The sequence below is a fragment of the Winogradskyella psychrotolerans genome (genome assembly GCF_018860565.1).
GTDB lineage: Bacteria > Bacteroidota > Bacteroidia > Flavobacteriales > Flavobacteriaceae > Winogradskyella > Winogradskyella damuponensis.
This window is the reverse complement of the sequence record NZ_JAHKPS010000012.1, coordinates 20,614-34,824: the sequence shown is the minus strand read 5'-3', so window position 1 is coordinate 34,824 and position 14,211 is coordinate 20,614. Positions and strand designations below refer to the sequence as shown.

The window sequence follows — 14,211 nt, the reverse complement described above, 5'->3', positions numbered from 1 at the left end:
TAGTTTCGAATAAACTACCCTCTTTGTAATATATAATTAGCTTTAATTAATACTCTGACTCTGAGTTATTATCTTCATTAAGACTGTTAGACTCGTCGTTACTTTTACTTTTAGAAATAAAATTAACAAGAATACCAACCAACGTAATACAAACCAATGCGAAAATTGCAATCATTACAACTCCACTAGTCCAACTATATAATGCTATCAATGTATTAATCATATTTGTGTTTATTTAGTTTTTGAGACTGTAAAATTAAGAACAATAAGCTTTAAGAAAAATGATATTTGTCATTAAACATAAAAAACAAACACCCTATTCATATTTGTTTATATAAGTCTCAATTTACTAATTAGTAGTCGTTATAACATTTATAATCTCATCTTTTTGAAGCACTCCAGACTGCCTCCATACTTGCTTCCCATTTTTAAACAAAAGCATAGTTGGCACTCCTCTCACTTGGTATTTTGAAGCTAGAGCTTGATTTTTATCGACATCAATTTTAATGATACTAACATCTTCACCCATAGCCTCTTTTACTTGTTTTAAAATTGGGCTCAACATTTTACATGGTCCACACCAATCTGCAAAAAAATCAACTAAAACGGGTTGATCTTGATTTATTATTTCTGAAAATTTGCTCATACCTGACTTATTTTTATTTATCGTAAGTGATACTCCAGATACCTCTTACCTCGTTAATATTATAACCAATTGCTTTATCCATAGGATATAAACTCTTAATTCTAGCTAGAGTGGTTTCATTCAATGTTTCATTAGGTTTTCCGTGACACTGAAGACACATTGTGTTAGTCGTAATTGGATAAAAAACCTTTACTTTATGATCCACTTCTTTTACAATTGGGCTTGCCTCTTCATTATTAGCGATAACCTTTTTAAAGGTGTTTATATAATCTAATTCTTCTGAATTTGCTTTATTTTTTGGATTTCTTGGTTTATCCGACACACGTCTAATAACAGCATTATGCACCACTGACATACTATCTGTTAAAGGATACGCGCGTTCATTACAAAATGTTAAGGCTTCCAATACTCCTTTTTTCTGAATAGTACCCATTAAATTTTTACCTAAAACGGCTTTTGTTGTCAAGGCGTACTTTAAACCTCTCTCACCATAAGACAAGTCTTCAAAATTAGTTTGGGCTTGATGCATACCCTGTTTTTTACCTTGACCATTTCCCATACCCTTACCTTTGCCTCTTTCTTCATTGAAATGCTCTTCAAACCATTCTGGTTGCTCAATTTCAAAATCATACATGTAATCTGCAATCTGTTGGATTGTTTTTTCTGCAAATGCTTGTTTAGGCATCACACCAAATCGTTTTACAGCCCCATACATTTTAGCATCCTCTACATTGGGGTTTTTAATCCAAGCTTGCATTGAAGCAATAAAATCTTCTTTACTTGTTTCATTATTAATATAATGTTTTTTAATGGCAATCATCGGTGGACCAATTCTATCGGCTTGCGTTGCGGTAGGATTATGACACACATAACAATTTGCTTCCATTAATTTTTTACCTGGATGTTCTGTTACTGCACTCGATTTATCAGTACTACTATATGTGTCTTTGGTTTTGTGACTTGAGTTGCAACCCACTAAAGTTATAATTAACACAAGAAATCCAATAAAATTTTTCATACAAATTTAGTTTGAATAAAGATACTAAGGAATACGAAATACTTAGGTAACTAATGTTACAATGCTGCTTAAAAGCACTATAAAAATTATACTAATTTTCTGTATTAGAAAATGTATTTTTACATCCAATTATGGATTCACTCACACAAATCGTTTTAGGTGCAGCTGTAGGCGAGGCTGTCTTAGGAAACAAAGTAGGCAATAAAGCTATTTTATATGGTGCTATCGCAGGTACGATACCAGATCTAGATATTTTTGCTTCTCATTTTACAGATACGGTTTCGGCTTTGGCGATTCATCGCGGCTTTACTCATTCTATTGTTTTTTCAGTGCTCTTTGCTCCTATTTTTGGTTGGTTAGTATCTCGTTACGAAAAGTATAAGGACTTTAAAGGTTGGTCTTGGTTATTTTTCTGGGCATTGATAACACATCCTATATTAGATGCACATACGACTTGGGGCACACAACTATTTTGGCCTTTGGATATAAGATTGGCTTTTAAAACCATTTTTGTAATTGACCCACTTTACACCTTACCTTTTTTAGTATTCTTAATTTTAACGATGTTTCAAAAACGAACATCTAAAAAAAGAAAACTTTATAATGGTATTGGATTAACTATAAGCACAGCCTATTTAGCCTTAACCTTTGTTTTAAAAGACGCAGCTTTAAATCATTTTGAGAGCGCCTTACAAACCCAAGATATTAATTACCAAGAAATAGATATTAGACCTTCTCCTTTAAATACCATTTTATGGAACGCTAATGTCGAAACTAAAGAGGCATACTTATTAGGCGATTATTCATTTTTTGACACTAAGGGTATAACCTTTGAAAGTTACCCTAAAAACCATGAACTGCTAGGAAAACTAATTGAAAACGAAAAAGTAAAACGTATGATTGCTATTTCTGAAGGTTGGTACACCATTAACAAAATAGATGATAAATTATACTATAACGACTTGCGATTTGGACTATTGAATATGGAATCTCAATCTCAAAACTTTGTGTTTAAATACTTCATTGATGTAGATGCTTCTGGAAATGTTAATTTTATAGAACAAGAAAAAACGCAACGTGATGGAAAAAAATTAATGCAAGATTTATGGGAGAGAATAAAAGGAAACTAAATTTACTATTTACCTCCTAACCACCTAAACTCATTGGTCCTAATAACATAACCTATTCTAATCATGCTTTGCGATTGTTTATAATTTAACATCCCCTCTGCTTGCCCTAAAAACCATTCGAGCATTAAGTATTGATTAGATATGTTATTATCAAATGGATTAAAATAAACACGTGTTCTAATTGATCCTTTTAGATCAAAATTTAGACCTTTTCTAACTCTTACATCGAAAAAAAACTTATCAGGCTTTATAATGTGCGAAAGATTAATCTGTCCTAAGCCTGTGTATTCTAATAAATCTGGATTTCCTTCCTTGTAACCAAAAGGCACCCATACTTTAAACCTACCAATAGTGTTTTTAGCAACATTAGTTGTGTATTCTAAGCTCAAACGGTTCCAACTTCTAGAAAAAATACTATCTCTACCATTAGACTCATGTTCAAACGAAAGATTGGCTATACCTTTTAATTTATCATTTTTATCAAAAAAAGCCTTTCCTAAAGCAATTGACGGATTAAAATTAATATCACTAAAAGGAAAAGATTCTTTATAAATGTTCCAAAAAGACCGCTGCGTATAAGTCATAAACAAATAAGTATCTAAAGGTAAACGACTTCTGGTTAGAATTTGTTTAAAACTAATCTGATACTTTGCGTTTGCCGTATTCTTATTAATGGTTTTATTTGTTGGTACTCCAGTAATAAAATAATTGTCTTTATGAATTGAAAAATAAGGCAGCTTTGCAATCGAATCTCTTAACTCTTGTTTTGTATAGCTTTGCGAATTAACTTCTGAAGCTGTAAAAACGATAAAAAGAAAACCTACAATTGTAAAAAAAGATTGTTTCATATAAATGAGATTCTAAAATAGTACACAAACTTAAGCTTAGATTTTGAAATTACTTAACTCAAACAGTAATGAAAATACCTTAAATAAATATTTTAAAGAGACTATTTTGGTGGCTCTAACACCTTCTAAATGAGATAAAAATATTACTAATTAAGTTACAAAACTTACTTAATTGATAACTATCTTTAGTACCCTCAACTTATGTTTAAACTTATTAAGGCAAAGTGAATGAGACCAATAAGTAAAAGACAATTAATTTAACGCATTACTTTTTATGGAATTACCTATTATATTGGTTTTTGCGATTATTGGTGTTAGTATTCTGCTTTTTATTACTGAATTCTTTCCTGTAGATAAAATTTCGTTCTTTATTATTGTTGCTTTAGTGTTATCACAATTAGCTACTCCTGAGGAAGCTATTAGTGGTTTTGCTAACCCAGCTACAATTACCATATTAGCCTTAATGATTTTAGCTGTTGGCCTTGAAGAAAATGGTGTAATACAACTAATATCTGATGGTATTAAAAAATTAAGCATCCTTCCTCTTATTTTACTCACACCTGCATTTATGGTTATATCAGCGGGTATTTCAGCTTTTATAAGTACAACTGCAGTTGTAATTATCTTTATAAAAATAGTTAATCAACTATCTGAAAAATACGGGTTTTCATCATCGCGTTTGTTAATGCCTATTTCTTTTGCTGGTATATTGGGTGGAAGCTGTACTTTAATGGGTACTTCTACTAATTTATTAGTGAATTCTATTGCAAAAAAACATGGTATTGAAGCTTTTAGTTTCTTTGAATTCTCTTTATATGGTCTTGTTTTCTTTATAATTGGATTGGTAATTATGACGATTGCTTCTCCCTTTTTACCAAAGAAAAAACAAAGCAATTTATCTAAAGATTACAATATTGAATCTTATGTTTTTACAGTTAAAGTGACTAAGGATGCACCGTTAATTGGAGAAAGATTAGGTGATATTGATTTTTTTAATAATGAAGATGCAAAAATCTTAAAGCTAATTCGAAATAACCAAGTTATAAACAACCCTGGAAAATACATAAAACTATTAGCTAACGATAGTTTAGTATTAATGAGCAACTTGGAAAATTTTCAACCATTTATGAAAAGAAATGGCTTTATATTAAATGAAAAACGACAAAAACAGCAAACTCAAAATTCTGACAAAGCTACTTCTGAATACGATATGACCTATGTAGAAACGCTTATACTTCCTGGTTCCAACCTTATTGGTAAAACATTAAGAGGTCTACGTCGTATGTCTTTTCAAGGAGCTTATCCTATTGCTATAAAAAAGCGAAGAAACATAAGAAATACAAAAGAACGTTTATTACGTAAAAACATAAAAGACATCAATCTTAAGCCTGGTGATCGTATACTACTTGAAATGCAAGAACATAAAATTTCAGACTTATATAATATTAAAAATATTGCTATACTAAACGAACACGAGTTTAAACCCAATGTTTCCAAATCTAAAAGAACAATGGCGCTCTTTATTTTATTAGGAGTCATTACTCTAGCTGCAAGCAGCATTTTAAGTATACTAACAGCGTCCCTTGTTGGTGTTTCCGCCATGCTCTTAACTAATATTATTCAGTTAGAAAGCGTTTACCAAAAAGTCAATTGGCAAATTATTTTTTTATTAGCCGGAATGATTCCATTAGGCATTGCCATGTCTAATAGTGGTGCAGATACTTGGCTATCTAAACATTTATTAGTTTTAATGAGCAATCAAACTCCAATGGTAGTTTTAGGTATTTTATTTGGTATTACTATGCTTATGTCTGGAGTTATTTCTAACAATGCCACAGCTATTATTATGGCACCAATTGCTATTGCCGTAGCTAGCGGTTTGAATTTAGATATCAAACCATTTTTATTAGCCGTTATGTTTGGAGCTAATTTTAGTTTTTTCACTCCTGTTGGCTATCAAACTAACACGCTTATTTATGGTACTGGTGCTTATAAGTTTAAACACTTCTTAATTATTGGAGGTGTATTATCCTTGATACTTTGGATTGTAGGAACACTAGTTTTATCAACGCTTCTTTAATTAAAAAACACATCAACAAGTGTTTAAGTTTAAGCCTTCATAGCGCTTTACTTTACCTTAGAAACATTTTTAGCTTGTTCGTTTCTTATTTGTTTTATGGTTAATGTACTTCCGTCGTGACTCCAACCTGGTGGACCAAAAACATACATAAACTTGTGTTTCCATTGCTTAGATTTTTTCATGTCCTCCCAAATATTTTTGTATTCATGAGTTAGAATTATAAAGATATTATAGGAATTTGGAGGTGTTGAAACTCCGTATTCAATATCAACGTCATCGTCTAATTCTTTCCAAGTTCCAAAAACACGATCAAAAATATTAAGAATACCTCCATGGTTTTTATCCATATATTCAATATTTCTAGCGTGATGCACTTGGTGCATGGTATGTGTATTTAGAAACTTATCAAAGAATCCTAATTTTTTAACATACTGCGTATGAAGCTGAAATTGCCATAAAGACTCAAGACCTAAACAAAATAAAAGCATTGCTGGCGGAAAACCAATCATAACAATCCACACATAAAAAAAGGGTTTATAAAACAATGTAAACCAACCATTTCTAACAGCAGTTCCTAAATTAAAATTATCAGAAGAATGATGTACAATATGCGCTGCCCAAAATATCCTAACCATATGGTTTTGGCGATGAAACCAATAATAAGAAAAATCATCTAAGAGCATACATATTACCCAAATATACCAAGCATAACCAAAGGAATCCCATCCCATTATATTAGTTCTAACTCCGTCTACCATAGGGTTAAAAACCTCGTAAGCAAAATTAAAAACCAACATTACAGAAACAGTTTTTAAAAGTGCACCAAGTACTGCTGACCCTATTCCCAGTGATAAACTCGATACTAAATCCCTCCATTTATATAGGTTTTTATTATCAAATGTTTTGCTATAAGAAAGCTCAAGAGCTATAAAACCCAAGAAACAAGGAACTCCGTAAACGAGAGGATTAGTAAAATCCATTTATTATATTTTTTTTTAGTTGTAGTCATTTTCCGCAAAATACAATTTCTATATTCTTTAAATTACATCTTATGGAATAATAATAAAAGAAGTTTAAATCCTAAAAAATATAGGACCAATTCATATGATTTGTACTAAAAACCTATGAAATTGATAAATATTCTATTTATTACACTAGATCTTAAAACGTAGCGACTTTTGATTAAGAAATTTTCTACATTTTTATTTTATTAATAATGTATCCGTAAAATAGTGTTTACAATCTAAAAAATGATTTTTAACTTTAAAATTACTATCCTTAGCAAGCTCTTCAATACCTTTAAGACTATATTTCTTAGATAATTCCGTCCAGATTAACTCGTCATAAGTAAAATCGAAACTTTCGTTAATTTTTTTCAATTCTACTTTCTGATTACGAAGACTTACTATATAACTACGCACTTCGCCATTTATTGGATTATAATGACAATAAAAATCGAAATCATCTATTTTAAAATCGGCATCAAACTCACGATTGATACGTAAAAGCAAATTAATATTAAACCGTTTAGTAATGCCATGCTTATCAAAATAAGCATTCTGAATTGTTATAGGATTCTTTTTTAAATCTACACCTAAAAGCAATTTATCACCTTGCTTCATATTACTATTAAACAGCTCCATAAGCGATACAGCTTCATTCTTAGAGTAATTTCCAACATTACTTCCTAAAAACAATAATAAACTAGGAATCTTGGTTTGCATATTTTCTTTTGAAAGTACTTCAAAATAATCGCCAACCCTTGGATGAATAGATAGCTGTGGTAATTTTTGTTTCAATTTCCCTGTTAAATCATCCATAGCTCCTTGGGAAATATCTATTGGTACATAATGAAAATTGATATTATTATTTACCAAGTATTCCAGTAGTTTAAAAGTCTTAAAGCCATCACCTGCACCTAACTCTATAATATTGAAGGGTTCGTTAAAATTTAAGGCTTCAATAATTTGCTTCGCCTGTAAAGACAAAATTTCAAACTCGCTATTAGTTAGATAATATTCAGGCATATTCATAATTTCCTGAAAAATCCGGCTGCCAGCATCGTCGTAAAAATATTTAGACGAAAGCGTTTTTTGTTCTTTAGAAAGCCCTTCTATTAAGTCTTTTTTAAATTGTGCATTCATATTATTTTACAAGTCTAATTCCTGAAAACATCCATTGTAAACTCGGATGAAAAAAGTTTCTGTAGGTGTGTCTGCTATGATTTTTTGCTGTTGCTATAGAGGCACCTCTTAATACCTGAAGCCCTATCATAAATTTACCGTTGTATTCTCCAAGTGCTCCATCTGCTTTTATAAAATTTGGATACGGTTGATAAGCACTTGCGGTCCATTCCCATAAGGCGCCCCAATTAAATTTTGAAGACGCTACTTCCCACTCAAATTCTGTTGGTAAGCGCATACCTTTCCATTCTGCAAAAGCAAAGGCTTCATAATAACTAATGTGCATTACAGGTTCATTTAATTTAATCGCTTCCAAACCATTACAATTGTAATAATGCCACTTACCATTAGTAAAATGCCAATATAGAGGTGCTTTTATGTTATTGTTATTAATAAAATCCCAGCCTTCTGCATGCCACAAATTAAAATCCTGATAACCTCCAGCTTCAATGAATTCGAGATATGCTTTGTTGGTTATAAGTTGATTTGAAATTTCAAAAGGATGAATATATACTTTGTGAACGCCTAATTCATTATCAAAACAGAAATCATTGCGTTTATGGCCTATTTCATAAACTCCTTCTTCAATAGGAATAAATTCTTGTTTTTCCTGTGCTTCTAAAAGTACAAAATGAGTATCATATTTAGGGAATGTAGGTTGATGTCCTAAAATATATTTAATATCATAAGCCAACAGCTCTTGATGTTGCTGCTCGTGATTAATACCTATTTCAAGCAGTTCTAATAAGGCCACTGAGCTATTTTCAGTTAATAAATCAATAACATTTTGCGTTACAAACTTACGATAAGCGTAAACCTCTTTTACAGTTGGTCGCGTCATTAAACCTCTATTTGGTCTCAACACACGTTCGCCTGCATTATTGTAGTAACTATTAAAAAGGTAAGCAAAATCATCATTAAAAACGGTATATCCTTTTTTGAAAGCTTTAAGAACAAACTGCTCAAAAAACCATGTGCTATGTGCTAAATGCCATTTAGGTGGCGACACATCTACAATAGGCTGAACCGAATAATCTTCGATTTCTAGAGGTTTACAAATCTCTTCTGTTGCATTTCTTGTTGTTTTAAACTTTGTAATTAAGGCTGTTGTATCCAAACTATGATTCTATTATTTTAGTGTCAAATATTACTTCGCTAGCTACTGTTTTATGAACAGGACACTTATAAGCAATTTCCTTTAAGCGTTGTTTCTGCTTGTCGTCTAAATTTCCAACAAATTTTAAACGCTTAGAAATATGGTCTAAATACCCTGGTTTTTCAATATCCAACATTAATTCGTCACTATGTTTACGTGCATGAGAAATATACACAAAGACTTCCTGCAAATCCCATTTTTTTCGCTCTGCATACAACTTTAAAGTCATAGCCGTGCATGTGGCAATAGCTGCATTTAAATATTCATAAGGAGACGGTCCAAAATCGTCTCCACCAACACTAGCAGGCTCGTCGCCAACAAAAGTGTGATTTTTAGTTTGAAGCTGCGTTGTAAAATTATTCTCTTTTAAATTAAGATGTGCCACTAATTGTTCATCTTCTGTACTAAGCATTTTGTTTTCTAACTGTGGTATATACAGTTTAACCCATTCTCCAATCATACGACCTACATACGTGCTATCTTTTGAACTTGAAAGCAAATGATCTGCATCATGCAAACTCACAAAACTTTTTGGGTGCATTGCTTTTAAATACAACTGTTGTGCATTTTCTACGCCAACAATACTATCAAAAGGAGCATGCATTATGAGTATGGGTTTGCGTAGGTTTTTTGTTATCGTTGGCAAATCGGTTTTACTAAAATCTTTAATAAACTCTTGATTTACCTTAAATGGTCGTCCACCAATATTTATTTCCACCTCTCCTTTATCTGCAACCTCATCTATATTGTGCGAAAAATGCTGTGTTACGTGCTCTACAGTTGCTGGTGCACCTATAGTTGCAACCGCTTTAATATTTTCTAATTTGGATGCTGCAACTATAACCGCTGCTCCACCTAAAGAATGTCCTACTAATAAACTAGGAGCTTTAAATTGTTCTGTAATATAATCATTCACGGCAATTAAATCATCTACGTTTGCTGAGAAATGACTTTCAGCAAATTCTCCTTCACTTCTACCTAAACCTGTAAAATCAAACCGTACAACACCAAAACCATGTGCTGTTAAGGCTCTTGAAATATTTCTTGTTGCATTTAAATTACTTGTACATGAAAAACAATGTGCAAAAACGGCAAAGTAATTTGGCTTTTGATTGGCTGGTAATTCTAAATGCGCAGCTAGTGTATAGCCTTTATTATTTTTTATTTTTATTCTGTTACTTTTCATGATACTTTAATATTTAAATGTACTGTTTTACTTATGTCGGTATAGTTACCAAACCTTTCTAAAAGCAATTTTAATTTTGGATTAATAAAGGTTTCACAAAATGGTTTGTTAGGATTTTTATAATAGTAATTTGAAATTGCTTCTCTTGAAGGTTTAAACTCTGAAAATGGAAGCACTTGCGTGACTAACTTATTATTAAATTTAGATTGCAGTGTTTTAAGCACGTTTAACACCTTGTTTTCTTTAATTTTATCAAAAACATAAATTGCTGAACGGTATTTTTGGCGCATGCTATGATCCGATGTACTTTTATGCGTGTACAAATGAATTTCAATTAAAACCTCTAACGAAATTAAAGCTGCATTATAATTTACAATTACCGCTTCAGACAATGTAGCATTATCTCCGCTTGAAGCAATCCAACCTTGCTGTACTTGTTCTACACCAATAAGAGACTGAAATACAGCCTCTGTACACCAATGACATCCTCCACCAAATCCTATTTTTTCAAAGTGCCTCATTACTATTTACAACGCTTTATTCTGTGACCTCTACTCCTCTCCAAAAAGCAACGTGATTTTTTATTCCTTTTGCTAACTCTGATGGATTCTCATAATACCAAGCTGCATCATTATTTTCTTTCCCATTTACTTCTAATGTGTAATAAGATGCTTTACCCTTCCATGGACATGTAGAGTGTAAATCACTTGGTTTAAAAAACGCTTTATTTAAACTCTCATGAGGAAAATAATGGTTCCCTTCAATGACCACTGTATTATTACTTTCTGCGATGACTTGATTTTCCCAAATTGCTTTCATTATATACTTTATATTTTAATCGTAATAGTTTATCTATTATACATCACAAGTAAGCCTCAATTACATAGGCTTAGTTTAATTCCATGCCAATTCTTTTCTTTCTTGCCAATATTTACGGTTAGAAATTCCATAGGTATTTAACTCATCTACTTCAGAATTGGTTAATAAAAATTGTTTTGCTTTTAAGTTGGCGTCTAAGTGCTCACCACTACTTGCTCCACTTAATATTAATGCTTCAGGAAAAATAGCCATACAATACTGCAAAGCGACGGCATCTACTCCAACATGATATTGCTTTGCTAAACGATTCATATAATCGTAAAGGTTTTTATAAGCTGGATAATTATCGTTAGGAATTAATCGACCATTAGCCAAAGCTTCTTTTATTATAAACGGTCCTGATAGGTTTTTTAAAGCTTCTGCATATTTAAAAACGCTTTGGTCTAAAATATTATAAGTGCATTGAAAAGATTGAAATAAAGCTTCATTTTCAACTTGAATTGACAAGGCTTTTTCTAAAACTTCGGTTTGATTGGCTCCTGTAGTAGACAACCCAATAGTGAGATTATTTTCCTTTTTTAATTCATGCAAACGTTTTAAAACTTCTGTATTTTCAAGAACTCCAGTATCTAAAGTTGCAGAATGAATTTGATATACTTTAAGGTATGGTAATAGTTGTTTAGAGTATTCCCATTGTGCATTTAGTTTATCAATTGAATGCTCTTTAACCTCATGGACTTTTGCATTAGGATTAAAATCTGCCACATAAGTATAACCCCATTTTGTAGATACTTGAATGCTTGGGTCTTTCTTTGTTTTTAACCAATTAACTAGTAATTCTTCGGCCAATCCATAACCTGGTGAAGTGTCAAAATACCTGACACCTTTATCATAAGCTTCTTCTAAAATCTGAAAGCCCTTATTCTTAAACTCAGGTCGTGAAAAGCCACCAGAAGCGGCATTACTCTTAATATTGATATAAACGGGTCTACCGATTGCCGCTGTTCCTAATCCTATATTATTCTTAATTTTCAAGCTCTCTAAATTATTTAATGAAAGGTTCTTCAAATCTTAAATAATGACAGGTATAGCCGTTAGGATTCTTCACTAAATAATCCTGATGATTTTCTTCGGCAACCCAAAATGGTGAAAAAGGTTCTAAAGTAGTTACAACATCAGCATCCCATTTACCTGATGCGTTTACCAATTCAATAACCTTTTCGGCTATCGCTTTTTCTTCTTCATTTTGGTAAAAAATAGCAGAACGATAACTAGAACCTTTATCATTTCCTTGCTGATCTACAGTTGTTGGATTATGAATTCTAAAGAAATAATCTAGAATTTTTTCAAAAGAAGTTTCATTAGGATCATAAGTTAATTCAATGCCTTCTGCGTGGCCTGGATGGTATTTATAAGTTGGGTTATCATTTTCACCACCTTGGTAACCTACTTCTGTATCTATAATTCCGGGTTGTGTTCTGAATAAATCTTCCATTCCCCAAAAACAACCTCCTGCTATGTATGCTTTTTTATAGTTAGTCATAATTTATATTTTATTTATTCTTTTATATTTTGATTAGGAACTGCAAGACAACATAGAACAACCTACTTTGTTTCTTGCCCATTCTGGTCGTTTTGCAAACCATTTTTCTGATTCTGGTTGTTCATCATAAGGTTTTTTAAGAAGATTGAATAACTCTTCTATTACCCCATAATCTCCTTTAGTGGCATCATCTATTGCTAATTGCGCCATGTAATTTCGTAATACATATTTTGGATTTACAGCATTCATTGCCGCTTTTCGTTCCTCGTATGAAAACGACTCATCTTTCAAGCGTTCTGAATAACGTTGGAACCAATTATTCCACTGCTCTATTATAGAGTCTGAAAGATCATCTAAAGTATAAAATGCCTTTTCAATAACAGCAAATCCTTCAAAAGGCTTTTCACTTTTGAAACGGCTTAAATTTCTAAAGAAAATGGTCATATCCGTTTCCGTTAATTGCAAAAGGTCTTCTAAATCTTGTAGCAGTAGTTTATCAGAAGGACTTTCAATTTGTAATCCTAATTTTGATCGCATCATTTTTAGTGATTCAATATCAAAATCTGTTTTATACTGTTCTAAGATAGCCTCCAATGGTTCTGTTGCTTCAATTAAAGGGTATAATGCATTTGCCAATTGGTATAAATTCCACAGTCCAATATTAGGTTGATTACCATAACGGTAACGCCTATGTTCTCTATCTGTTGTATTTGGTGTCCATCCAAGATCAAAACCTTCTAACCAACCATAAGGGCCAAAATCTATTGTTAATCCTAACACAGACATATTATCTGTATTCATTACTCCATGCACAAAACCAACACGTTGCCAATGCACAATCATTTCTAAAGTACGCTGAGCGACCTCAGCAAAAAACGCAATATAAGTTGCCTTAGAAGGTGTACCTAAATGTGGAAAATGATTTTTTATGGTAAAATTGACAAGGGTTTTTAAGGTCTTATGATCTTGTCTTGCTGCAAAGATCTCATAACTTCCAAAGCGTAAAAAAGATGGTGCAACACGTGCTACAATTGCTCCTTTTTCATAAGCTGCATTTCCATTGTACATCACATCTCGTAAGACTTGGTCGCCAGATAATGCCAAAGACAAAGCTCTTGTTGTTGGCACACCTAAATGATACATGGCTTCGCTACATAAATACTCTCTAACTGAAGAACGCAATACCGCCAATCCGTCTGCAGATCGCGAATAAGGTGTTTCTCCTGCGCCTTTTAATTGCAATGCCCAATGTTTATTATCATGTTCAATTTCGGCTAAATTGATTGCTCTTCCGTCACCTAACTGTCCTGCCCAATTCCCAAATTGATGTCCTGCATAACACATGGCATACGGTTTAGTATTAGTTAACACTTTTGCTCCTGTAACTATGTTTAAAAAAGCCTTAGTTTCACTATCTTCTTTTGTTAACCCTAAATTATGAAGCATTTCTGGCGACACGTGAATTAACGAAGGGTGACTTGGAATTTTAGGTGTTACAAACGAAAAACAAGCGCCCTCGACTTGTCTTCTGTAATTTTCAAGAATAGAGTCTGCGGGAAGTGCTTTATTAAATTTATCTTTTATGTTGAGTTTTAATGTCAT

At 32.2% G+C, this 14,211-nt stretch carries 15 protein-coding genes; 2 read left to right on the top strand and 13 right to left on the bottom strand.

The window, feature by feature from the left end; genetic code table 11:
* Positions 1 to 46 precede the first annotated feature (46 nt).
* From KO504_RS04290 to KO504_RS04280, 3 genes are all read right to left on the bottom strand, one after another.
* Positions 47 to 223, bottom strand: a complete 177-nt coding sequence (locus KO504_RS04290; protein ID WP_215925143.1) for a hypothetical protein — start codon at positions 221 to 223, stop codon at positions 47 to 49.
* Between the two features lie 126 nt (positions 224 to 349).
* Entirely contained in the window at positions 350 to 646 is a 297-nt protein-coding gene (trxA, locus tag KO504_RS04285) for a thioredoxin (RefSeq protein WP_215925100.1), read from the bottom strand.
* Positions 647 to 659: 13 nt separating this feature from the next.
* A complete protein-coding gene (locus KO504_RS04280; RefSeq protein WP_215925099.1) occupies positions 660 to 1,664 on the bottom strand; it encodes a c-type heme family protein in 1,005 nt (334 codons plus the stop codon).
* 131 nt (positions 1,665 to 1,795) lie between these two features.
* On the opposite strand from KO504_RS04280, the gene KO504_RS04275 reads away from it, so the two are divergent.
* Positions 1,796 to 2,794 (top strand): metal-dependent hydrolase, encoded by a 999-nt coding sequence (locus KO504_RS04275; RefSeq protein ID WP_215925098.1) that lies wholly within the window; start codon positions 1,796 to 1,798, stop codon positions 2,792 to 2,794.
* A 5-nt stretch (positions 2,795 to 2,799) separates the two neighbouring features.
* On the opposite strand, the gene KO504_RS04270 is transcribed toward KO504_RS04275, so the two are convergent.
* Positions 2,800 to 3,642: a phospholipase A gene (locus KO504_RS04270; RefSeq protein WP_215925097.1), complete on the bottom strand. Its 843-nt coding sequence runs from the start codon at positions 3,640 to 3,642 to the stop codon at positions 2,800 to 2,802.
* Between the two features lie 274 nt (positions 3,643 to 3,916).
* On the opposite strand from KO504_RS04270, the gene KO504_RS04265 reads away from it, so the two are divergent.
* Positions 3,917 to 5,722 (top strand): SLC13 family permease, encoded by a 1,806-nt coding sequence (locus KO504_RS04265; protein WP_215925096.1) that lies wholly within the window; start codon positions 3,917 to 3,919, stop codon positions 5,720 to 5,722.
* 47 nt (positions 5,723 to 5,769) lie between these two features.
* Here the strand turns inward: KO504_RS04265 and KO504_RS04260 are convergent, their stop codons facing one another.
* From KO504_RS04260 to KO504_RS04220, 9 genes are all read right to left on the bottom strand, one after another.
* Positions 5,770 to 6,702, bottom strand: a complete 933-nt coding sequence (locus tag KO504_RS04260; protein ID WP_215925095.1) for a sterol desaturase family protein — start codon at positions 6,700 to 6,702, stop codon at positions 5,770 to 5,772.
* A gap of 222 nt (positions 6,703 to 6,924) precedes the next feature.
* Positions 6,925 to 7,866: an L-histidine N(alpha)-methyltransferase gene (locus KO504_RS04255; protein WP_215925094.1), complete on the bottom strand. Its 942-nt coding sequence runs from the start codon at positions 7,864 to 7,866 to the stop codon at positions 6,925 to 6,927.
* Between the two features lies 1 nt (position 7,867).
* Positions 7,868 to 9,022: an ergothioneine biosynthesis protein EgtB gene (egtB, locus tag KO504_RS04250; protein WP_215925093.1), complete on the bottom strand. Its 1,155-nt coding sequence runs from the start codon at positions 9,020 to 9,022 to the stop codon at positions 7,868 to 7,870.
* A gap of 1 nt (position 9,023) precedes the next feature.
* A complete protein-coding gene (locus KO504_RS04245; RefSeq protein WP_215925092.1) occupies positions 9,024 to 10,247 on the bottom strand; it encodes a bifunctional alpha/beta hydrolase/OsmC family protein in 1,224 nt (407 codons plus the stop codon).
* Positions 10,244 to 10,768 (bottom strand): peptide-methionine (S)-S-oxide reductase, encoded by a 525-nt coding sequence (locus KO504_RS04240; RefSeq protein ID WP_215925091.1) that lies wholly within the window; start codon positions 10,766 to 10,768, stop codon positions 10,244 to 10,246. The genes KO504_RS04245 and KO504_RS04240 overlap by 4 nt, the downstream gene beginning before the upstream one ends.
* 16 nt (positions 10,769 to 10,784) lie before the next feature.
* On the bottom strand, positions 10,785 to 11,066 hold the full coding sequence (locus KO504_RS04235) for a DUF427 domain-containing protein (RefSeq protein WP_215925090.1): 282 nt from the start codon (positions 11,064 to 11,066) through the stop codon (positions 10,785 to 10,787).
* A 75-nt stretch (positions 11,067 to 11,141) separates the two neighbouring features.
* Entirely contained in the window at positions 11,142 to 12,101 is a 960-nt protein-coding gene (locus KO504_RS04230) for an aldo/keto reductase (RefSeq protein WP_252723619.1), read from the bottom strand.
* Between the two features lie 10 nt (positions 12,102 to 12,111).
* A complete protein-coding gene (gene msrA / locus KO504_RS04225) occupies positions 12,112 to 12,609 on the bottom strand; it encodes a peptide-methionine (S)-S-oxide reductase MsrA (RefSeq protein ID WP_215925089.1) in 498 nt (165 codons plus the stop codon).
* A 33-nt stretch (positions 12,610 to 12,642) separates the two neighbouring features.
* On the bottom strand, positions 12,643 to 14,211 hold the full coding sequence (locus KO504_RS04220; RefSeq protein WP_215925088.1) for a protein adenylyltransferase SelO: 1,569 nt from the start codon (positions 14,209 to 14,211) through the stop codon (positions 12,643 to 12,645).